The following is a 20,977-nucleotide window of genomic DNA, read 5'->3' on the forward strand; positions in this document are numbered from 1 at the left end:
GCCTTTGTTCACCAGCGCCATCATTTGTCTGGCCCGCGAATTCATCTCCCGGGTCGATTCCGTATATTTGGTTACCCGCTGCTCGATATCCTTCGTCGCCGAGGAGACGCCGCTGATTTCTTCCGAAATCTGATTGGCTCCGGCCGCAAGCTCTCCGGCGGCGACGGACGCTTCCTCCAGCACCGTTTTCATCTTCTCATTCTTAAAATATATATCCCTGCTGGAATCGAACACATGCTTCGAGGCCCGTCCCATTTCCTGCAGAAGCTCGCGCAGCTTCTCCGTCATGCGGTTAAAGGCCGTTCCCAGCTCGCCAAGGGCGTCGTCGGAGCGGATGTGGATCTTTTGGGAAAAATCCCCTTTGGAGATGCTCAGGGCGGCGCGGGAGATGTCGTTAATCGGTTCTGTAAGCGCTCTCTCCAACCAGCGTATAAAAGGATAGCTGAGTCCTGCCATCACAGCCAGAAACACGAACCCGAGAATGGGACTTAAGGAGGATTCGAAAATAAGCAGAAGCATGGCGGCGGAATAGACGACAACGAGGGTATAGCAGCCGATTTGCAGCTTCTTCTTGAACGAAAGACCCAGAAACCAGTTCATAAATTAACGACTCCTTTGAAGGTGTAGGATAAAATGCTTACGTCATCGCCCTGACTGTATGGATAATTATACCACCTTGGAGAATGCCAGGTCCATAGTTTTCCAACGGGAGCAGCCGTTCAGTCACTCGCATGAAAGCGGTCCGATTCGCACGATGCCTCACGATGTAAAATTTTGTTGAATTATCGTGTATTTTATGAAAAAATTTGTTGTCAACGTGGTTATATTGTCCTATAATGGGTCTAGAGCCTCAGATATACATAATATTCCAATTATACTACTTGAAAGGAGGAACTCTGTGATTTTAGAACAGTTGCCTTTAGCCAGACAGTTGGATTTGGTGTTTCGGGAATTGAGAGAGGAGCTGGCTCAGCTTACCTCGGGGACGGTTTTCGTCCAGATTCGAAATAACATGGTCGGGAAGTTCGGCATCCGGCATTTTCCTCTGGAGAGCAAGGGTACGGAGATCAAGATGGCAGAGCGCGGCCTGTCCGAAAGCCAGCAGCTTTCGTTCCGCCAGACCGCTCTGGAGTCGTTGAAGCTGAAACGTTGGACGCACGGGGAGATTCAATTTGAATTCGCGATGCGCCAAGACTTGCTTTGCACCAGCGTGACTTTCGAATCGAATTACAACATGGCGAATTTGGTTAGCGAGTCCAATAAAAACAAACGCGATTTTTGAACGATATAGAATTTATAAATTTTCAGCGAAGCTGAACAAATTCTATATCCCAAGAAAAACTTCCGCTAAACCGCGGTCGCTCATCCATGAATAGACTTCGATAGAAGTTTTTCTTATTGACCAAGCTTACTGCACTCATACCAAGGTTACCTTTTATCCCATTATAACTTTCTAAGATTCTTATTGTTTTAACTAAATTCAATCCTTCTGATGCTCTAATTGTTCGATATAACTTACAGCCTCCCTTGATGGGGAGGTTTTTTTGATTCTTAAGGGGGGGACGGTATGGAACTTTTTGGATTGGCGGGCGTATAACCAATTCGGAGGTGATTAACATAGGTTTCGATTTTGCTAGTATATTCGTCCTGTTAATTTATATCATTCTAATCGGTCTTTCCATTTACTGTTTAATCTTATTTATTAAACTTGCGCGCAGAGGGATTGAAGCGCTCGACCTGTACATCCAAGACAAGAAGAATAACAAGCCTAATCCACCTGATGACACACCTCGTTAAGAACCGCGGGGTGTGTTTTTGCGAATGAAAGGGGCAACGATGATGAAAGTACTCGAAACCGACCGGCTGATTCTTCGCCACCAGACCATAGAAGATGCGGCGTTTATTCTGGAGCTTATGAACGATCCTTCCTGGATCCGGTACATCGGCGATAAAGGCGTGAGGACGCTCGATGACGCACGGAGCTTTATTATGAAAGTACCGCTGGACATGTATGCCCGTATGGGGTTCGGATTTTACTTGACGGAATTGAAAGATGGGGGCACGCCGATCGGCATCTGCGGATTTGCAAAACGGGATTTCTTAGAGGATGTCGATATTGGCTATGCTTTTCTTCCCGAATTCCGGGGGAAAGGGTACGCTTTCGAGGCGGCTTCCGCTGCGATGGCTTATGCCAAATCCGAACTGGGGCTACAACGCCTTGTGGCTATTACCACCAAAGATAACCATGCGTCGGCCAAGCTGTTGGAAAAGCTGGGAATGCATTTTGAAGGCACGATCCCATATGCGGATACAGATGAGGAAGTACGGCTCTACGCGATTAACTGCCGGATGAAGTCATAGAAAACGGTCCCCCCACTAATCTTGGCCGGTGGGGGGTTCTTGCCATTTGCTGTACAGGCGGGCGTATTCGTTCAAAGCATCGTCCAATTTTTTACTGGCCTTGATTACTTCGGGATCTACCAGGGATGTCTTGTTTTGGGATAGGGCATTGAGCCCTATTCTAAGCTGTTCTATTTCTTTTAGCATGTCTGCAAGCAGCTTATTGATCTCGGACATCGTTACCATTTTTGGCTCGACTTAAGCTATAACTTAAGTTTGTGGCCGGAGAATGAGCAAACCTAATTTGCTCTTTACCGTTTACCTGTCTCCCATTCCCATTCAAAAAGATCATCCATATAACAATTGAGGTAATCCGCCGCCATCTTCATCTTGAGAACGGACAGCTTGCATTTCCCTTTGATGACTTGTGAGATGTAAGATTCAGTAACTCCCAAATGCTTTGCTAGATCTGCCTGTGTCCTGTTTGTCTGAGCCAGCAATTCAGGCAAACGGCTTCTCCCGAACCGGAGAGCCAAAAGCAATCCTCCTTTTGAGGGACTATTCTTTCAATTATACTTAAGTCATAGCTAAAGTAGCAAATAGAAAGCAAATGATAGTTTTGCTATAATGAATGGCAACGGAAAAAGGCGGTCCCTAAGGAGCCGCCCGGTTAAGTATTGAGGTCGTGCATTATCTTGTGAACTTGCCTGCCAGCTGCTGCTCGGCGATTTGAACCAGACGACGAGTGATGTGACCCCCGATTGCCCCAGTATCACGAGTTGCCATGAAGCCGTAGTAGCCGTCTTGAGGAATCTGAATGCCCAGCTCTTGAGCAACTTCATACTTCAGCTGATCCAAAGCCTGGTTAGCTTGAGGTACGACCAATTGGTTGCTGCTGCGGGATTGTCCTGCGCCCATCGATATCACCTCCGTTCACTAGGTAGTATGTTCCACGCGAAAGAATATACACGGACTGCAATTTGGTAAATGTGACCATCAGATCAAGGAGGGATTGACTTGGGATTTGAGTTGACGTGCAGCAATTGGTCCTTCGATGCGGATCTGCAAATCGTACATGCCGACGTTAAACTGGAGATTGACGGCGAAACGCTGATCGACGAACCGCTGTGCATCGACGTAGGGCTTCCGGCGCTGCTGCTCAGCGTTCATGAAGATGTGGAGCCGTTTCGTTGGGCGCCGGCGGACGAATGGCAGCGCGTGCCGTTCTTCTGCTGCGGCTGCGGCGATCCGGAATGCCGGGCGTTCTCGTTTATCGTGCGGCATAAGGCTGACAGCCGGCTGGAGTTGACGGAAGTAGAGGAACGGGAGGGGAGATCCCCCCGCCAATTGGGCACGTATACTATCGATCGGTCGGATTACGCCAAGCAGGTAAGGGAGATCGGGGAGACGTTTTTGCGTTTTGTCGAAGATTTGGACTACCGGCCGTATTTCAAGGATACCGTCGAGACGGTAAAGCGGCAGCTTGCTCGGGGCTAGTTATTTTTCGGCTTCTTGAGCGCTTCCATTTGCTTCATTAAAGTGGTCATATCTTTTTCCAGTTTTTGCATGTCCTTGAACATGGTCTTCATCTGTTTGTCCTCGGTTAATAATTTGGTAATGGCGTCGAACCAATCGGATTTACTGATGCTCATCTGTCCAGCCTGCCTTTCCGCGTTCTTTTTCTATATCGTACGAAGAAGAGCGGGGCAGGTGTGTGTTTCGAACTTGAAAAGGAGAAAAAGGCTGACGCCCGGCGGCTCGGCCTCTTTGTTGTTGTCCCGCTTAATCCACGAGCAGCTCCGGGACCCAACGCCGCATATGGGCTGCGATCTCTTCCCGTATGCCGCGCACGCCGGGAAGCTCCGCCTCCGAGACCTGGCTTAGCGGAATGACCCGGTATCCTCGCCAGGCTTGAAACCGGATATAGGTCGGCAGAAATCGAACTCCGCCGATCATGACCCCCGCTTTACCGCCAGACGCCCCGCTTGGTTTTCGCAGCTCGGCCTTCAAAATTCCGCCGATCCGCACAAACGGATGGGGCCTCTTTTGCGCGGCCAGGAAGTTGCCGAGGGAGTAAGCGACGAGCGTCCTCCCGCCGTTTCCGTTATCGATCCATTCCGGCGGCTGGAGCACATGCGGATGATGGCCGAGGATCACATCGGCTCCGGCGGATGCGGCCAAACGGGCCCATTTTCGCTGCTGCTCCGACGGAAGCCGGGCGTATTCGGTTCCGAAATGAAGGCTCGCCACGACAGCGTCGGCTTGTTTTTTCGCCTCGGCGATTTCTTGCCGGAATGCGCGCTCCTGTTTAAGCAAATGCACCAAATAAGGCTTGTCCGGAGGCAGGGAAATCCCGTTCGTCCCGTAAGTCCAAGCAACGAAAGCAAGCTTCAATCCGTTGCGCTCTACGATCCGGAGACGCTTGCGATCCTCTTCGTTCTCGCTCGCGCCCGCATATTCGACTCCAAGCCGTTTCCAATGCCGGATTGCGTGACGCACCGCCTGTTCTCCGCGGTCAAGCGTATGGTTGTTCGCCATCGAGACGATATCGACTCCCGCGTCGCGGAGAGCGTCGGCTGCCTCGAACGGACTGTTAAAGGCCGGGTAATCGGACAGCCCGAGCGCGGTTCCGCCGGTAATGCTTTCCTGATTGGCGAACGTGACATCGGCCCCCTCCAGATGCGGCCTTACCGCCTCGAAGATGGGGCGGAAATCGTAGCTAAGCCGTGTCCGTGCGTCCTCGTAGATCGTACGGTGAATGAGCACATCGCCGATAGCGGACAAGGTCACCCGGCGTTCCGCAGGGGCAGCCGGTTCGGATGACGGCAGTGGGGGAGGCGTGGGAGTCGCTTTCGTGCCAGTCCCCGTCTGGACTCCGGTTGATGAAGGCGCCGGAGGCGCGGCACGGTCGACCGCAGGAGAGCACGCGCCCAAGAGCAGCAGGAGCAGAAGGACGGAATAACGGCAATATCGTTTGGTCATTGCACGGGCCCTCCAGATGGTTAATTCCAAGCTATTAGCTAATATTTGCTTACGGACTTGGAATTATAGACCCGCGTAGTTTAATAATTGAGAAAGGCCCGCGTCGCCCGGTTTCGTTCCGGGCTGTCCGCGAGCCTTTTGCCGTTTGATAAGCAAGGTTATTTGTAAGTTACCTCAAGCTTTACTTCCAACTCCAGCGACCCTCCCGGTTCGATGGCCCGGAAGCCCGTTACTTCAGCTGGTTGATCGATATTCGGCGCGTTGGTGACCCAAGTGTAAGGCTCCAGGCAGATGAAATCCCGGGCTTCGCCCTTCGTATAAACGACCCATTGCTTGAACAGATCGGAACCGCTGTAGCGGATATCTGCTTTCGGGCCGGACAGCACAGCGAGGCAAGGGTAGTCCCCGATCTGGAACACGGTGTCCATGTCATGGCCTTTCAGCACGTCGCCTTCGGGCAGCTTCGCGTACCTGCCGCTGAGCGGCGCGATATGGCCGAGCGGCACGTTCGTTTCATCCAGCTCCCAGATGCCGCTTGCCGGCAGCTGCAGCGTCCAGTTCTCCGGCTCGCCGTCCAGCAAAAACCACGTATGCAGCCCGTAGCCGAACGGAGCGGACGTTTGGCCGCGGTTGGTCACTTTCAGCAGATGACGGAGCGTGCTGCCCCGCAGCTCGTAAGTCACCTCAAGCTCCTGCTCGTGCGGGAACTGATGCTGCACGTGTGCATCGTCGGCCAGACGAAAAACGGACGTGATGTAGAGGGCCCCGTCCTTTTCGCCGGTGGCAAGCACCGTCCATGGCTGGCTCTTGAGCACGCCGTGAATATGATTGCCCTGCGCGTTGTTGATCTCGAATTGGTAGCTGCGGCCCTCGAACGTAAAGCGGCCATTGCGGATGCGGTTCGGCGGCATCAGAATCGGCGTGCCGTATTGCACCGGCTCGGCGGCCATCTCGGCCGGCGAGGCCGGGACGCGCAGCATTTCGCGCTCCAGCGTTTTGTCCCAAATGCTGTAGACGTTGTTGCCGACGGACGGACAAATGCTGACGATCAGGTGGTCGTTTTCGAGCGTATAGGCGGGGGTTCCCTGCCAGTCGATCTGCTTAATTATCATTCCGAAGTTCTCCTTTGCCCGGTAAAATAGTCCGATCATAAATCGCTTCCATTGTACCAGAGGAGCCGGGGACTGTCACCCCGTTTTGATCAGGCGCCGAAATCGAAGTTCGGGTATACGTACGGTGCTTTAACCGGCTCGGCTTTGGCGATTTTCTCGACCTTCAGCACCATGATTTCGGCATCGTTCAGCTTCGTTTTTTGAATCGTGCCGGTGACCGTGACCCAGCTATCGTCTGCCAGCGTATTGGCCCGGTCGTATTCGGCCAGCACCCCGAACGGGGCGGCGTCCGCGGAGCAGCATTGGATGGAGAAGCGCGCCACGACGAATTGGTTGCTTTTCATTTCTTCCTGCCGGTAGACGAAGCCGGTGAGCTGCAGCTTTTTGCCGACGAACCGGTCGAGATACAGATCGACGGACGTCAGCGTCTCGATGAATAAATCTTCTTTCACCGTAATCAAATCGGACTTGTAGAGCTGCTTCGCATATTTGGCGTACTGCTGGGTAAATTTATCCGCGGGAAAAAGCTCCCCATCCGCAGACGCTGCCGCTTGGGGCCCGGGTGCTTGAGCGCTTGGAGCAGCGGGAGCGGCATCCGTTCCGGCGGGAGTGCCCGCCGGGGCGCTCCCGGTTCCAATCTCCGCGCCGCTTCCGGCGGTGGCTTCGCTGTCTTTTTTCACCGAGCTGGCGCTGCTGAGGTTCATCCCTTTCTTGGCCGCAAGGCTGCTGCCCATCGTGCTGTCCGGAAGCAGAAAGCCCAGCAGCAGCGGGAAGAAAAACAATCCGTACACGACGACGTTTTTGAACAGCGACCGCGAGGGCGTGTGATCATGGTCGCAATCGCAGACGGCGGATGCCCGGCCGCGCCAGGCGCGAACCGTCAAGTAGAGCTGGTAGGCGGCGACGGCGTACAGGGCGACGGCCGACCATTTGACGTAGTCGACCATCCGGGGCGCGATGTACAGCAGAATGCCGTCGGTTTTGACCAGATAAGCGATATAGACGGCGAAGCCGAGCAGAATAACGGTTTTTAAAGCATGGTGCAGGCTCAGTACCCGGGAATTCACGGCACACACTCCTTTTTGCGGTTGGATGTCAATTTACATGAAAAAAATCCGTTCGTACAGCAGCGATGCGGCGAGCACGACCGTAACCACCAGCGCGGACAGCAGGAGCACGAAGCGGGCCCGGAAGGCCGACAGCAGCATCAGCGTGCTTTTCAAATCGAGCATCGGACCGAAGACGAGAAACGTCAGCAGCGAGCCGGTCGAGAAGGTTGCGGAAAACGACGAAGCGACGAAAGCGTCCGAGGTGGAGCAGAGCGACAAGACGTATCCGAGACCCATCATGAACAGATGGGAGGTAAAGTCTCCTTGGCCGATGGACACGAGACTTTCGCGCGCGACGAACGTTTGAATGAGTGCGGTCAGAAACGCGCCGAAAATCAAATATTTGCCCATATCGAAAAACTCGTCCGAGGCGTGTCCGAGGACGCCGAGCAAACGGCCGGCGCGGCTGCGTCCATGCCCGTGGTCGTGCGCATGGTCATGGTGCGTATGGCTGTGAGTATGCGTATGCCCGTGATTGTGGGCATAGTCATGATGATGCATATGGGAATGGTCATGCTCATGTTTATGCTCGTGCCCGTGCGCGCTATGCAGGGTGTCGTGGTGCTCATGCCCGACTTGGGGAGCGCCGTACCCGTTGGCGCTAAGATCCGGCGCCGCCCCGCGAATCGGATTGCGCTTCACGAACCGGTACACGATAAGGCCGATCGCTGCCGCGACGACGAAGGCGAGCGCCATTCGGGAATAGGCGATCTCCGGCCGCGTGCGGAACGCCATGAAAGTGGCTGCGTACACAACGGGATTAATAATCGGACCGGCGAGAATGAAGACGACGGCCACATAGACCGGCATTCCCTTCAGTACCAGCCGGCGGATGACCGGCACCATGCCGCATTCGCACAGCGGAAAAATGATTCCGACGACGCAGGCGAACAGGATGCCGAGCACCGGATTTTTCGGCGTCAGCCGGCGGATGGTCTGCTCGGACACGAACATCTGCAGCAGGGCGGACACGAGCACGCCGAGCAGGACGAACGGCAGCGCTTCGAGGATAATGCTGATGAACAGCGTTTTGAAATTTTGCACGGCGGCGCTGCTTAAAAAGGACAAGTCCGGCGGCTGCTTTTGCGTATAAATGAGAACGAGCATCAGGATGCATAGCACGGCGAGAATGTTCGCAACCCACCGTTGGACGATTGTTTGCAAGGGGCATGTCTCCTTATTATTCGTAATTATTATTATATAGTATGCTTTCCGGTTCGTACATAGGACAAGTTTTTAAAGCTTTATGAAGGCTGGAAAAGCGCGTGGCTGCGGCGGTGGACGTTCCTGTTCCGATTCCGAGGTTGACAAGGGGGATGGCGTTTAGGTACAATGACGTCTAATAAGAGCGATGACGGGAATAAGTAGGCGGCAGGCAAGCTCTGCAGAGAGCCGGTGGGTGGTGCGAACCGGCGGGCGGCGGCCGATCGAATGGATCCCTGAGCTGAAGGTTGAACGTGCGCAGACGCACCCGGGCCCGGGTAAGCTTCGATTCAGCGTTGCGCGCCGGTAGGCCGGTCCGGTTTCCTCCCCGTTACAGGAGGCTGAAGGCCCGCGGTATCTGTCTTGGACAGACGGTTGCGGGTAAATTAGGGTGGCACCACGGTCTCTCGTCCCTTGCGGCGGGAGGCCTTTTTGTTTTTCTCGGGAAACTTACAGACGAGATAAGATATAAGGAGGCGGACTGCGAAATGTCCAAATTGAGAGTATTGTCCGGCATGCAGCCCAGCGGTCAGCTGACGCTCGGCAACTATATCGGCGCACTGAAAAATTACGTAAAGCTTCAACATACGCACGATTGCTATTTTATGGTGGTGGATCTGCACGCCGTCACGGTGCCGCAGGATCCGGAAAAGCTGAAGGATCAGTCGGAGGCCGTCGCTGCGCTGTACCTGGCGGCAGGCATCGATCCGAACGTGGCGACCGTGTTCCTGCAATCGACCGTACCTGCACATGCCGAGCTCGGCTGGCTGATGACGACGCTCACGTATATGGGCGAACTGGAACGCATGACGCAGTTCAAAGACAAATCCGCCGGCAAGGAATCCGTCGGAGCCGGCCTGTTCACTTATCCGTCGCTGATGGCCGCCGACATTTTGCTGTACGATACGGCTCTTGTTCCGGTCGGCGACGACCAGACGCAGCATTTGGAGCTGACGCGCGATCTGGCGCACCGCTTCAATCAGCGCTACGGCGACACGTTTGCGATTCCGAAAGGCTACTTCCCTGAAGTGGGCGCACGGATTATGTCGCTGGACGACGCGTCCAAGAAGATGAGCAAGAGCAATCCGAATGCCGGCAGTTACATTGCGATGCTGGATGCCCCGGACGTCATCCGCAAAAAAATAAGTCGGGCCGTAACCGACTCGGGGCGGGAAGTGAAGTTCGACCCGCAAAGCAAGCCGGAGGTCAGCAACTTGATCAGCATCTATGCCCAATGCGCGGACAAAACGATTGCGGAGATCGAAGCGCAGTACGAAGGGCAAGGCTACGGGCCGTTCAAGAAGGATTTGGCCGAAGCGGTCGTAGCTGCCTTGGAGCCGATCCAGCAGCGGTACGCGGAGATCCGCAGCTCGGGCGAGCTGTACGATATTTTGCGTCAAGGCAAAGAGCGCGCGGGAGCGCAAGCGGAGCAAATGCTCAAGCGGGTTAAAGAAAAAATGGGCTACGTAGTACTGTAGCCCATCCCTGGGCTTGTCCGGACGAACCTTTCTTCGTCCCGGGCAAGCTCTTATTCGTTTCGTTTTCTCAGTTTGGCTTTCACGATAAAGCCGGCTCCGATAAACAGCACCGACAACAAGCCGAACAGCGCCGCCAGCCAAGGCTTGCCCGTGGCCATAAAGTAGCTGATGCACGCGAGGAGCGCCGTGCCCCCGAAGGCAAAAAACAACCCTAATCCTTTCGTCATGACGAGCCCGCACCTGCCTTTCCGATAAAATTTGAAACTGCGATTGATTTTTTCAAAAGGGAGTATAAGTTCAAGCATACGACACATAATAAGCTTGCAAGCTTGCAAATACATCAAAGACATCATCCCGTTGAAAGGAGTGCTGAACATGGGTGCAGGACAATCCCGCAGCAGCAATCAATTAGTTGTACCTCAAGCAAACCAAGCTTTGGAGCAATTGAAGTATGAGGTTGCTCAAGAACTGGGCATTCAAATTCCGCAAGACGGCTACTACGGTTACATGGCTTCCCGCGACACAGGCGCAATCGGTGGTCACATTACCCGCCGCTTGGTCCAAATCGCCGAGCAAGCGATCTCTGGCGGCGCAGCCCGCTAACCGCAGAGCTTTGGAACAAAGCTTCACGAATATAAGCTCAAGGAGAAATCCTTGAGCTTTTTTCCATGGCAGCAAAAAAAGAGGAGGATGAGCCCGCCTGTTAAGCGCCGCCCATCCGCAGCTTCTTTTCGAGCCGGGAGTCGCTGACCCAGCCTACGTACGAATCAATCGGATTCAGCTTTTTGTCGAGCAGCAGCACCGCGACGAACGGATACTGCTTGCGGTGCCGGTAGCGCACGTCGGCCCAGCGCACCTCGTACCCCCAGGCGTGCTCCTTCAGTTCGGCGCAGGCATAGGAAGTAAAGTACAGTAAGCAGGCGACGTTCGGATGCGTCTTGGACGCCTCCACGGCAGGGTGGGCGGCACAGGAAACCCGGTCAATCCAGTTGAGCTTGCGGTTTCTGAGCTCGCCCAGCTTGAACGAACCGTCCGGCTTCCGCTTCACGACCTGCCATTGGTGCAGATGAACCGTCGGGATCAGCGTGTACCGGTCGCCGGGCTCGTAAGTCGAATCCTGCAGGCGAAGCCCGGATTCAAGCCGGTAATGGGTCCATGAGCGCCATATATAATAGAGGGCGATAAATGCGTATAATATAGGAAACAGAATTTCCGGACGCATCAGATGAACCGACCATATAAAAATGGCGAGCACGTGAGACGAGAAAATGATCGGATCGAAAATGTGAATGATATTCCATGAGACCCATCGCTCCGAAATCGGTCGAAGCGCCTGGGTTCCATACGTATTGAACAAATCGGTGAATACGTGAAACGCAACCGCGATAAAGACCCACATCGTCACATGCGCCATCGGCAAATCGTTAAAGACAAGCCAGAGGATGCCGGAGATGAGCGCCGTCCAAAGCACCAAAGCAGGCAGCGAGTGGGATAAGCCACGGTGATTTTTAATGTAAGCGGCGTTGCTTTTCAGCCGCAGCAGCGTATCGGCATCGGGGGCCTGCGAACCGGCCACCGTTCCGATCAGTACGGCTGTCGAAACCATCGGATCTGCTGCCACAACCGGATCGACATAAGCCAGGCCTGCAAGGCCGAGCCCGATCACTAGGTGTGTTCCGGTGTCCATGGACTAACCTCCTGAACGTCTAATTTTTCAATAGTCTACTCTAGCCCATTACTATTAGTGTATCATTTTCTTGTCCAAAATAAAGCAAAGGCTGTGAAAAAAATGTGTATCGTTTTTGTCGAATACCGAATTAATGCGTCATTTCGCCTCCCGTATTTAGAATGGTCTGAGCGGCTGCGCGACGATTTCCCCCAGGTGGAGCTGTACGAGGGAACGGATCAGCCGGGGCTGTTCGTGGAGCTGTGGAGCGGGCTTAGCGACGACCAATACCGGTTCATGCGGTCCGTCCGTACCCGGAAGGACGAGTACGCCGCGGAACCGGGAGTGTGGGACGAAACCGATCCCGAGCGCTGGGCACCTCTCGAACAATGGGTACCGGGCGGGTGTGCCAAAATTCATATTTGGCAGTTCCAAAAAGTCAAATAGTCCATTTTATAAGGTAAGCATATCCATGGTTTCTTCCTCCCGATCGCGGTACCCTTACAATAGTCTTCAATTGCGACGGAGGAAAACGGATGGAGAATAACAATATATTCTGGTCTCATATCAAGCGCAACCGTCTGCCTTACCTAATGGGCTTTGCATTATTGTCCATATCGTCCATCCTGCAGTTGGTCATTCCCTGGCTGCTCGGACGGTTTACGGACAGCCTCCAGACAGGCGCGCTGACCTACGATCAGGCGGTCCGTTTCGGCGTCTGGATGATTGCCGCAGGATTTGGGATCGCTTTCTTCCGGTCTGTTTCCCGCATTTATTTGTTCCGGCTGTCGCGTCAGCTGGAGATGCGGGTGCGCGGCGAGCTGTTCGTCCACTGGGAGAAGCTGTCGGCGCAATATTTCAACAATCAGCGGATCGGCGACTTGATGTCGCACGCGATCAGCGACGTCGGGGTCATCCGCGAGGTGACGATGCAGGGATACTTCAACGTCATGGAAGCGGTGTTTCTGATCGTCGTGTCCGTGGCGGCCATGACGAGCTCGGTCAATCCTTGGCTTACGCTGCTGACGATGCTGCCGCTTCCGCTGCTCAGCCTGCTCGCTTACCGGTTCAACAAGCGGATTATGCAGCAGTCGGCGGATATGCAGTCCGCGATCTCCGATTTGACGAGCCGCGTGCAGGAGTTTACCGCGGGCATCCGGGTCGTGAAGGCATTCGTCCAGGAAAAAGCGGAGCGGGAGCTGTTCACGCAGGACAACCGCCGGGCCGTCGAAATGAACCGGCGGTACGTGCGCTCGAACTCGTTATTCGGAGCGCTCAGCGCCGGGATTGTCGGGTTTAGCTTTCTCGTCTCGGTCGTGCTCGGCGGCATCATGGTATTGAAAGATATCATTACGCTCGGCGAATTCGTCGCTTTCAATACGTATTTGTCGCTGCTCATGGGACCGATCGAAAGCTTGGGCCGGGTTGTCAATTTGCTTCAGCGCGGGAAGGCTTCAGAGCTGCGGCTGCTGGAAATCTTCAATACGCGGCCGGACGTGGTGGACGACGTCATCGCGAAGCAGGAGATCCAAACGATCGGCGGCGAGATCGAGATCCGCGACTTGACATTCTCTTACCCCGAAGCGAAGCGGCCCTCCCTTCGAAACGTCTCGCTCAAAGTGCCGAAGGGCTCCAGTCTCGCTATCGTGGGCCGGGTCGGTAGCGGCAAAAGCACGCTGGTGCATCTGCTCGTGCGGCTGTACAACCCGCCCAAAGGGACGGTGTTTATCGACGGGCACGACATTCACGAAATTCCGCTGCGGACGCTGCGCGGCCAGATCGGCATCGTGCCGCAGGACCAGTTTCTGTTCTCGTCCACGATCCGGGACAATATCGGATTCGATCCGCAGCCATACAGCGATGAGCAGGTCGTCGAAGCGGCCAAGATCGCCCAAGTCTACGAAAATATCGTCGAATTTCCGAACCAGTTCGATACGGCGCTCGGCGAGCGCGGCATCTCGCTTTCGGGCGGTCAGCGCCAGCGGGTAAGTATTGCGAGGGCCGTGATCAAGAAGCCGTCGGTGCTGATCTTCGACGACAGTTTGTCTGCGGTCGATACGATCACGGAGGATTTGATCCTCGAAGGGCTCAAATCCGTGATGAATCGGCGCACGACGATCATTATCGGGCACCGGATCTCGTCGGTGCAGAGCGCCGATCAAATCGTCGTCATGGACGAAGGCCGTATCGTCGAGCGCGGCAATCACGAGCAATTGCTGGCCGGGGGCGGCATTTACGCCGATATGTACCATAAGCAGCTGCTGGATCAGGAAGCCGAGCGGGAAGACGGACAGGAGCAGGAAGCCGCGGCTTCGCAGCTGATGCGGGGAGGGGCGGGCGCATGAATATTCACGCGGAAAAAAACGTCAAGACGATGAAAGACACGCAGCTGTTGACGAAGCTGCTTTCCTATGCCAAACCGTATTGGCGAATGATCGCGCTCTGCGTCGTCCTGGCCTTCCTGATCGTCGTCGCCGACTTGGCGCGCCCTTATCTCATCAAGGTGGCGATCGACGGCCATATCAACGGACTGCACAAGCCGATGCTGTCCGCGGAAGCGTCCCAGGCCGATCGTCTGCGGGGCTACGGAGATGTGACGGAGTGGAACGGCAGGGCTTACGTTCGGCTCGAACCGGATGCAGCCGAGCGGGCGGGCCGCCAGCCGGAGCTCGGAACGAAGCAGGCTCAGATTGTCCGGATCGACGGCAAAGACTGGCTCATTGCTGGCTGGATCGCCAAGCAGCCGGAGCAGGCGACCGTAGCGGAAGCGGGAGGCAAAGCGGAAGTACGCGCCGGAGGGCAGACATTCGCCGCCGAGCCGCTGGACGCCGCCGCGCTGGAGGCGTTCCGCAAGCAGGATTTCACCGGCTTCCTCTGGCTGGGCGTCGCTTTCCTTAGCGCGGTCATCGTCGCGGCGCTGCTCAGCTACCTGCAAAGCAATCTGCTGCAGTATACAGGGCAGACGATCATTTTCAACATCCGGCAGCAGCTCTTTCAGCATTTAAGCCGCATGTCGATGTCCTACTTCGACCGCAATCCCGTCGGAAGGCTCGTCGTCCGTGTCACGCAGGATACGGAGTCGCTCAACCAACTGTATTCGCAGGTCGTCGTCAACCTGATCAAAGACGTCATCGTGCTGATCGGCATCGTCGCCGTCATGCTGCAGCTCAGCGTCAAGCTGGCGCTGCTGTCGTTTGCGGTGCTTCCTTTTCTGGCCGTGCTGACGTTCTGGTACCGGTCGGTCATCCGGGACGCCCAACGAAAATCGCGGGTGATCCTGTCGCGGCTCAATTCGTTTCTGGCGGAGAACTTGTCCGGCATCCGGATTACGCAATTGTTTGTCCGCGAAGAGCGGCAGTGGGAGCAGTTCGATCATCATAATACGGAATATTACCGGGCAGGGATGCGGGGAACGATCATCAACTCGATTTTCCAGCCGGCCATCGGCTTCCTCGGCAATCTGGCTATCGCGCTGCTTCTCTGGTACGGCGGCGCCAGCGTCATCGACGGCGGCCTGACCTTCGGGGTCGTGTATGCTTTCACGCATTACGTGCGGCAGTTTTTCCAGCCGCTGCAGAGCTTGGCAGAAAAATACAACCAGATTCAGACGGCGATGGTCGGCGCGGAGCGCATCTTTGAGACGCTCGGAGAGAAGCCCGCGATCGTCGACCCGGAGCGGCCGAAGCGGCTGCCGAAGGAAATTCGCGGGGAAATCGCATTCGAGAACGTATGGTTCGCGTATAACGGGGAAGATTGGGTGCTGAAGGATGTCAGCTTCACGATCCAGCCGGGACAGACGGTGGCGTTCGTCGGCGCGACCGGGGCGGGCAAAAGCTCGATCATCCAATTGATCAACCGGTTCTACGACATTCAAAAAGGCAGCAACAAGCTCGACGGCATACGATATCCGCGACATTCCGCTGGACGACCTGCGCCATTACATCGGCATCGTGCAGCAGGACGTATTCCTTTTCACCGGAGACATCGCTTCGAATATCCGGCTGAACCACCCGGAGATTGCCGACGAGCAGGTCGTCGCCGCGGCCCGGATGGTGCATATGGACGAATTTGTCCGCAGCTTGCCCGGCGGCTACAAGACGCTGCTCGGCGAGCGCGGCATCAATCTGTCGCTCGGCCAGCGGCAGCTGCTGTCGTTCGCCCGCGCCATCGCGTTCCGTCCGCAGATTCTCATTCTCGACGAAGCGACGTCGAACATCGATACGGAGACGGAGCTTATCGTGCAGGACGCGCTGATGAACATCTCGGAAGGCCGGACAACGCTGATCGTAGCCCACCGCTTGTCGACGATTCAGCATGCCGATCAGATCATCGTCATGCATAAGGGCAAGGTTCGCGAGACCGGAAACCATTACCAGCTTCTCGCGCAGCGCGGGTACTATTACCGTTTGTTCGAGCTTCAGTATAAGGAACAGAAGCTGGTGCCGAAGGCGAGGTAAGGGAGCGAAGATGCGCTTCGGTAAATGGGTGTGTGCATGATGATTGAGAAAAATCGTGCGAAACATGAGAAAAATTCGCAAGCTTAGTGAGAAAAATAATTATATTCATAAAAATGAATAATTATACAAGAATGACGTTCTTCAAGAGAAATACTATTCTGCGAAGTGCGTCATTTTTTTGTAAGGGGTGATGATATGGATTCAATAAATAAGCTGCCTGTTACTCCTAGGATATTTCATGATGAAACGATGGAGGGGTATATAGCGAGGTTGGCAGAGGCAAATGACTTTCCAAATGTAGATTATCTATATTCGCACCTTAACTATAAGCCTTGGAAAGATAGTTCAATTTATTTACAGGCTCTCACAAAAATAACAGGTCAGGATCTCGCAGGGTTCCATGAAAATTTTCTTAGCTATTGGGTAAAGAAACAATTAGCGATTCCAACAATTAGTCAAAAAATAACCAGAGTTTGTCCCTATTGTTTGAAGGAAGTAAAGTATCATCGGTACTCATGGTCACTAATTTATAACATGACTTGTCCAAAACATGGGAATTATCTGGTGTGGGGATGTCCTGATTGTTTAAAGCATTTCACATTAGAGGATGTGTTCGAGGGTCGCTGTACTTATTGTCAGAAGGTACACTCATCTATTAAAAGCATGTCTGCGAGAATCAGCGTAAATTTTCCTGCTGAATTATCACATTGGAATTCATCAATTTATTGGAATTCCTTCGTCGATATAGATACATTTTGCGAGCTTCTAAGGAGATTGATGTATCTATTGCACCGCTATTTTCCAAACGAATTTGGTTTTGACCTAAGCAATGCGGAGCAAAAAACACTTGCTCTATTTGGATATGTCCGAGAGAGTCAACATCAGGCTGAACTATTCAAAAAATCAATGTCTTTGCTTAATTGATGGCCGACCGATCTATTGCTATTTATTAGTCACAACCGAGAAAAAGATCATGCGTCAAAGGTAAAGCCTTTTATCCAAAAACTTTTTCTCAGAAACAGGAATTACCTCTTAAACTCATTAATGAGAAAGACATATGAACGTGAGTGGTTTTTGAATAAAACTGTTTACGACCACATATATGACGCTCCTTTACTTGAAGCATCACAGGGATCATTTGACGAAACCCATCTTCATATAGAAGATATTGCACTCCTATTTTCACAACCCCTTATTAATATCAATTACTACTTAGGTTCACACAAGATTCCAATAGAGAATCATCCTAGAAATCGAGGACAAACCATCAGGTTTGACTTCTACAAGCAACATATTGAACAAATCAAGCAATGCTAATCAATACCAATCCGGGCAGGGTGCCCAATGAGGTTTGTTTTACTAAGGAAAAGCAGGACCAAGAGATGGCTTTTAGCGGGGAACTCTTGTCCATTACTTTTAGACGATACGATGTTCGTGCAACGGTTGTAATTCTACTAATCGTTATGCCCAAACAATCAATACTTTATACATTATATAAGTTGAACTAAAGATTATAACCTTACAAGAAGGCGGTCTATGACCTTCTGAGGGTTTGCATTTAATCGTTTCATGAATTTTGAAACATGCAAGCGAATCAGGTAAAACTTTTTAAAGTAGACGTTATTAATGACATCCTGGCGAACCCACTTCCACAGGCCTTCCGTCAGATTTAGCTTAGGGCTATATTTTGGAAGGAACACTAAGTGTAGCCGTTTATGCTTGTCAAGAAACAGCTTGAGTTTGGAGGCATGATGGATGCGGCTGTTATCGAGAATCATGAAGATCAGCCGGTTGCTTTTTTTCAACGGTGTTCGCAAGTTCATCCAATTGCTCATCCGTTAGCTTTACTGGTTTGCCAGGAGAATGATCAAGTTCTAGTCCTTCGAGTCCGTTTTTCCTGTAGGTAGTCCAATATCGACTAATGGTTTGATAAGCACGATTAAGGAGCGTACCTATTTCCGTGAACGTATGTCCCTCTAAATAAAGCCGAACAGCCAAATAACGTTCGTATAAGCGTTTGTTGGATGCTTCTCTCATGGCTTCATTCAGATTCTCAATTTCATCACGTCGATTCATGATTATCGCCTCCGGGCTGGTCCTTTTCTAAACCATTACCCGATTCTCGCGGCTATGAATGTTAAAAGTTCAACTTATATACTTTAAAAAGTTTTACCTGATTCGCTTGCACGTTTCAAAATTCATGAAACGATTAAATGCAAACCCTCAGAAGGTCATAGGCAGCCTTCTTGTAAGGTTATAATCTTTAGTTCAACTTATATAGATGGTTTCTTGAGAAATTTGATTAATTTCTTTCACGAGCTAATGAACTTCTTGATTTCGTTGCTAATTTTTTTCATAGATATAACACCTCCTTTTTTGGGAATGTGAAAAGTCTGTAGATAAGTTGTTAAGTTTTTAGATTTTTCCCCTCTATAAATTAAGAGAGGTGAGAGAATATGGAGCGGTAGTGGAATGAACAAGAGTACGAAATACCAGTACAGCACCTCCAAACAACTCAACGGCAAACGTTATTCAATTTCACCCTGATGTGCATTCGGCCTATTCACCTTTAATTTTTTTCATAGAAAAGGGAATCGCGCGCTGCCCCGCGGCGGCGGCGCATTCGATTCCCCTTCTTCACCACAATAAATACGATACAACGTTTTTTGCTTCTAATGTTCGGGACTTTATCTGCGATTTCTCTGCAATCACTCGGTTCCGACTCTGCTCCGACTCGGTCGTTTAAAAAATTCTAAAGAATAGAGACAAATTGCCCTCTTATAGTGGTTCAAAAAAAGTGAGCAATTAGGAATTCTGGTTTTAGGAGCTCTAACTACTAGTGGTACTTTGGTTTTGCAGTAGCGTGTGTATACTACAACAATTCTGAGGCAGAAAGACAGGAAAAGCGACTCCTGCTGGAACATGGCCGGGTGTGTCTCGCAGAGCACGGACGTTGCTGTCTTCAAGTAATAAAGTTTTAGACTAGATAATAATGTTATAGACTGGAATAATAAAGTTATAGACTGACGATATCGCTCAACTAACGGGCAGGATTACTTAATCACTACACGAATACCTTAGACATGACGAATTTTACTATGTTCGCAAAAAAAGACGTTATCTGAAAGATACGCAATGATTATTTTTTGAAGAGGTGATTAAATTGAAGCAAGGGATAATAGTTTTTCTAAATGGAACTTCAAGTTCCGGGAAGACTTCCATATCGACAGAACTATTAAATCAAAATGAAATCTCATTTCGTCATTTATCAATTGATGATTTTTTTCATGGATTGTTTCATGACTACATTGATTTTATTAACACTAAATGTTCAAAATCAGCCGATGGAGAAGATGTGGAAGTTTCGGTCCAAATAATTCTTGATTCATTAGTTACTTTATTTTATTCAACAGTTAAATTTATGTCGGAAAAGGGGATCAATGTAGTTGTAGATACAGTAAATGATAATGAAGAGCGGTTTAATACTTGTCTAGGTTTATTAATCGATCGTCCTGTACTATTTGTTGGAGTAACTTGCTCGAAAGAGGAACTTATTAGAAGAGAAAAACTAAGGGAAGATAGACAGAGTGGATTAGCAATCGCACAGTATGATATAGTTTATCGCCTTAATGAGTATGACATTGAACTAAATACTGAAACCTTAAGACCAAACGAATGCGCCAATTTGATATTAAATTTTATTAGATCAAATCGTGAATACTCTGCTTTTAAGAAGTTAAATAAAAGAAGTGTTGGTGTTTCATAGAAGCCGTGTCCTTCAGATAACACAATGTTCACGCGTCGGAGCATTTGACAGAGTTCATTACGCTAACGGGTACGTTAGCTGAACATGAACATTAACAGCCCGCCGCATATCAATAAGAAGGAGTGTCGATAGTATGTTTCATGTAAAAGATATTTTATCCGGTCAGTTACTAGCAAATGCTAATGACCCTAGTTGGTACCTACCATTCTCAGACGCAGTTGAAAATTTATCAGAGGAAGTAGCGTTTTGGAAACCTAATGAAGATAGTAATAGTATCGCTGAAATTGTGCAGCATTTACTTTATTGGAATGAGACTTGGCAAACTAGGTACCAAAAATCTCATGTCAATGCTGTGCCTTCCATAGGAAATAATAATAAAAGTTTTATAGTTCCCAAAGATCAAGATTTCACTGATTTAAAGGAACGATTATTAGAGGTGCTCTTAAAATGGCAAGGTCTACTTACTGAAGAAAAAGTCGAAAGTGATGTGAATGGTTTCCCAATGGCTGCCAAGTGGTGGGAGATACTCGGAAATGTGTCAACTCATAATGCATATCACATTGGTCAAATCTGTTATATTCGGAAGCTACATAAGAGATGGAAAGTAGATGCAAATTAAGAAAAATTACCTGGAATAATTGGCGAAGGAGCTTGTAACGCGGCAGCTCCTCTTTTTGTTCATTCAAGTAACTGGCAGGATAGTTTAATCCATTCACGAATAACTTATTTAGTTCGTTACATTATGATCGGGTGATTCTATGAAGTATTCTAAATCCTACTTGGACCAATTTTTTAATTCAATAAATGAATATCATTCAAAAGTTGAATTATTGATAATAGCAAATTCACTTATTCGAAATGCTG

At 51.2% G+C, this 20,977-nt stretch carries 22 protein-coding genes and 3 pseudogenes; 13 read left to right on the forward strand and 12 right to left on the reverse strand.

The genetic code is table 11. The features are described 5' to 3' along the window. A partial coding sequence (locus tag QJ48_RS11070) for a methyl-accepting chemotaxis protein (RefSeq protein WP_157261591.1) occupies window positions 1-600 on the reverse strand: 600 nt, incomplete at its 3' end. A gap of 298 nt (window positions 601-898) precedes the next feature. Between QJ48_RS11070 and QJ48_RS11075 the strand changes: the two genes are divergently transcribed. Both QJ48_RS11075 and QJ48_RS11080 read left to right on the forward strand, forming a co-directional pair. Then, window positions 899-1,282, forward strand: a complete 384-nt coding sequence (locus tag QJ48_RS11075) for a hypothetical protein (protein ID WP_054973662.1) — start codon at window positions 899-901, stop codon at window positions 1,280-1,282. A gap of 557 nt (window positions 1,283-1,839) precedes the next feature. After that, entirely contained in the window at window positions 1,840-2,361 is a 522-nt protein-coding gene (locus tag QJ48_RS11080; protein WP_054973687.1) for a GNAT family N-acetyltransferase, read from the forward strand. Window positions 2,362-2,376: 15 nt separating this feature from the next. Here the strand turns inward: QJ48_RS11080 and QJ48_RS11085 are convergent, their stop codons facing one another. The 3 genes from QJ48_RS11085 to QJ48_RS11095 all read right to left on the reverse strand — a co-directional run bounded on the left by QJ48_RS11085 (window position 2,377) and on the right by QJ48_RS11095 (window position 3,258). After that, entirely contained in the window at window positions 2,377-2,577 is a 201-nt protein-coding gene (locus QJ48_RS11085; protein ID WP_162238477.1) for an aspartyl-phosphate phosphatase Spo0E family protein, read from the reverse strand. 74 nt (window positions 2,578-2,651) lie between these two features. Next, on the reverse strand, window positions 2,652-2,849 hold the full coding sequence (locus tag QJ48_RS11090; RefSeq protein ID WP_162238478.1) for a helix-turn-helix transcriptional regulator: 198 nt from the start codon (window positions 2,847-2,849) through the stop codon (window positions 2,652-2,654). Between the two features lie 181 nt (window positions 2,850-3,030). After that, complete coding sequence (locus tag QJ48_RS11095; protein ID WP_036693306.1) at window positions 3,031-3,258, reverse strand: alpha/beta-type small acid-soluble spore protein; 228 nt, start codon at window positions 3,256-3,258, stop codon at window positions 3,031-3,033. Between the two features lie 99 nt (window positions 3,259-3,357). Here QJ48_RS11095 and QJ48_RS11100 point away from each other — a divergent pair, with 99 nt between their 5' ends. Continuing rightward, the gene (locus QJ48_RS11100; protein ID WP_054973665.1) at window positions 3,358-3,837 is read left to right on the forward strand and encodes a hypothetical protein; all 480 of its coding nucleotides are present in this window, start codon (window positions 3,358-3,360) and stop codon (window positions 3,835-3,837) included. Here QJ48_RS11100 and QJ48_RS38050 read toward each other — a convergent pair. The 5 genes from QJ48_RS38050 to QJ48_RS11120 form a co-directional block, all read right to left on the reverse strand. Then, on the reverse strand, window positions 3,834-3,992 hold the full coding sequence (locus QJ48_RS38050; protein WP_193394426.1) for a hypothetical protein: 159 nt from the start codon (window positions 3,990-3,992) through the stop codon (window positions 3,834-3,836). The genes QJ48_RS11100 and QJ48_RS38050 overlap by 4 nt on opposite strands. A 130-nt stretch (window positions 3,993-4,122) precedes the next feature. Further along, the gene (locus QJ48_RS11105; RefSeq protein WP_054973666.1) at window positions 4,123-5,322 is read right to left on the reverse strand and encodes a CapA family protein; all 1,200 of its coding nucleotides are present in this window, start codon (window positions 5,320-5,322) and stop codon (window positions 4,123-4,125) included. A gap of 158 nt (window positions 5,323-5,480) precedes the next feature. Next, the gene (locus tag QJ48_RS11110; RefSeq protein WP_193394427.1) at window positions 5,481-6,434 is read right to left on the reverse strand and encodes an aldose 1-epimerase; all 954 of its coding nucleotides are present in this window, start codon (window positions 6,432-6,434) and stop codon (window positions 5,481-5,483) included. An 89-nt stretch (window positions 6,435-6,523) separates the two neighbouring features. Then, window positions 6,524-7,501 carry a TIGR03943 family putative permease subunit gene (locus tag QJ48_RS11115; RefSeq protein WP_054973667.1) on the reverse strand — a complete coding sequence of 326 codons (978 nt, stop codon included), beginning with the start codon at window positions 7,499-7,501 and terminating at the stop codon, window positions 6,524-6,526. Between the two features lie 33 nt (window positions 7,502-7,534). Further along, the gene (locus QJ48_RS11120; RefSeq protein WP_157261592.1) at window positions 7,535-8,707 is read right to left on the reverse strand and encodes a permease; all 1,173 of its coding nucleotides are present in this window, start codon (window positions 8,705-8,707) and stop codon (window positions 7,535-7,537) included. Window positions 8,708-9,234: 527 nt separating this feature from the next. Between QJ48_RS11120 and trpS the strand changes: the two genes are divergently transcribed. Then, window positions 9,235-10,224 carry a tryptophan--tRNA ligase gene (gene trpS, locus QJ48_RS11125; protein ID WP_054973668.1) on the forward strand — a complete coding sequence of 330 codons (990 nt, stop codon included), beginning with the start codon at window positions 9,235-9,237 and terminating at the stop codon, window positions 10,222-10,224. 50 nt (window positions 10,225-10,274) lie between these two features. On the opposite strand, the gene QJ48_RS38055 is transcribed toward trpS, so the two are convergent. Then, window positions 10,275-10,451 carry a DUF5325 family protein gene (locus QJ48_RS38055; RefSeq protein ID WP_193394428.1) on the reverse strand — a complete coding sequence of 59 codons (177 nt, stop codon included), beginning with the start codon at window positions 10,449-10,451 and terminating at the stop codon, window positions 10,275-10,277. Between the two features lie 148 nt (window positions 10,452-10,599). Here QJ48_RS38055 and QJ48_RS11135 point away from each other — a divergent pair, with 148 nt between their 5' ends. Further along, window positions 10,600-10,827 (forward strand): alpha/beta-type small acid-soluble spore protein, encoded by a 228-nt coding sequence (locus QJ48_RS11135; RefSeq protein ID WP_036693330.1) that lies wholly within the window; start codon window positions 10,600-10,602, stop codon window positions 10,825-10,827. A gap of 100 nt (window positions 10,828-10,927) precedes the next feature. On the opposite strand, the gene QJ48_RS11140 is transcribed toward QJ48_RS11135, so the two are convergent. Beyond that, entirely contained in the window at window positions 10,928-11,911 is a 984-nt protein-coding gene (locus QJ48_RS11140) for a metal-dependent hydrolase (RefSeq protein ID WP_054973670.1), read from the reverse strand. A gap of 102 nt (window positions 11,912-12,013) precedes the next feature. Here QJ48_RS11140 and QJ48_RS11145 point away from each other — a divergent pair, with 102 nt between their 5' ends. The 6 genes and pseudogenes from QJ48_RS11145 to QJ48_RS35845 all read left to right on the forward strand — a co-directional run bounded on the left by QJ48_RS11145 (window position 12,014) and on the right by QJ48_RS35845 (window position 17,271). Beyond that, on the forward strand, window positions 12,014-12,337 hold the full coding sequence (locus QJ48_RS11145) for a hypothetical protein (protein ID WP_054973671.1): 324 nt from the start codon (window positions 12,014-12,016) through the stop codon (window positions 12,335-12,337). 89 nt (window positions 12,338-12,426) lie between these two features. Further along, window positions 12,427-14,235 (forward strand): ABC transporter ATP-binding protein, encoded by a 1,809-nt coding sequence (locus QJ48_RS11150; RefSeq protein WP_054973672.1) that lies wholly within the window; start codon window positions 12,427-12,429, stop codon window positions 14,233-14,235. 197 nt (window positions 14,236-14,432) lie between these two features. Further along, window positions 14,433-15,737, forward strand: a pseudogene (locus QJ48_RS11155) (ABC transporter transmembrane domain-containing protein); the annotation flags it as partial. Window positions 15,738-15,840: 103 nt separating this feature from the next. Then, window positions 15,841-16,041 (forward strand): annotated as a pseudogene (locus QJ48_RS39165) (ABC transporter ATP-binding protein); the annotation flags it as partial. A gap of 102 nt (window positions 16,042-16,143) precedes the next feature. After that, window positions 16,144-16,347 (forward strand): hypothetical protein, encoded by a 204-nt coding sequence (locus QJ48_RS38660; RefSeq protein ID WP_237762873.1) that lies wholly within the window; start codon window positions 16,144-16,146, stop codon window positions 16,345-16,347. 195 nt (window positions 16,348-16,542) lie between these two features. Next, window positions 16,543-17,271 carry a TniQ family protein gene (locus QJ48_RS35845; RefSeq protein ID WP_082420462.1) on the forward strand — a complete coding sequence of 243 codons (729 nt, stop codon included), beginning with the start codon at window positions 16,543-16,545 and terminating at the stop codon, window positions 17,269-17,271. Window positions 17,272-17,858: 587 nt separating this feature from the next. On the opposite strand, the pseudogene QJ48_RS35850 reads toward QJ48_RS35845, so the two are convergent. Then, window positions 17,859-18,429, reverse strand: a pseudogene (locus tag QJ48_RS35850) (transposase). 1,081 nt (window positions 18,430-19,510) lie between these two features. Here QJ48_RS35850 and QJ48_RS35855 point away from each other — a divergent pair. Beyond that, window positions 19,511-20,113, forward strand: a complete 603-nt coding sequence (locus tag QJ48_RS35855) for a chloramphenicol phosphotransferase CPT family protein (protein WP_082420463.1) — start codon at window positions 19,511-19,513, stop codon at window positions 20,111-20,113. 133 nt (window positions 20,114-20,246) lie between these two features. Further along, window positions 20,247-20,732: a DinB family protein gene (locus QJ48_RS11165; RefSeq protein ID WP_054973674.1), complete on the forward strand. Its 486-nt coding sequence runs from the start codon at window positions 20,247-20,249 to the stop codon at window positions 20,730-20,732. Window positions 20,733-20,977 lie beyond the last annotated feature (245 nt).

Origin of the sequence: Paenibacillus sp. A3 (genome assembly GCF_001399685.1) — a bacterium.
Taxonomy (GTDB): Bacteria; Bacillota; Bacilli; order Paenibacillales; family NBRC-103111; genus Paenibacillus_G.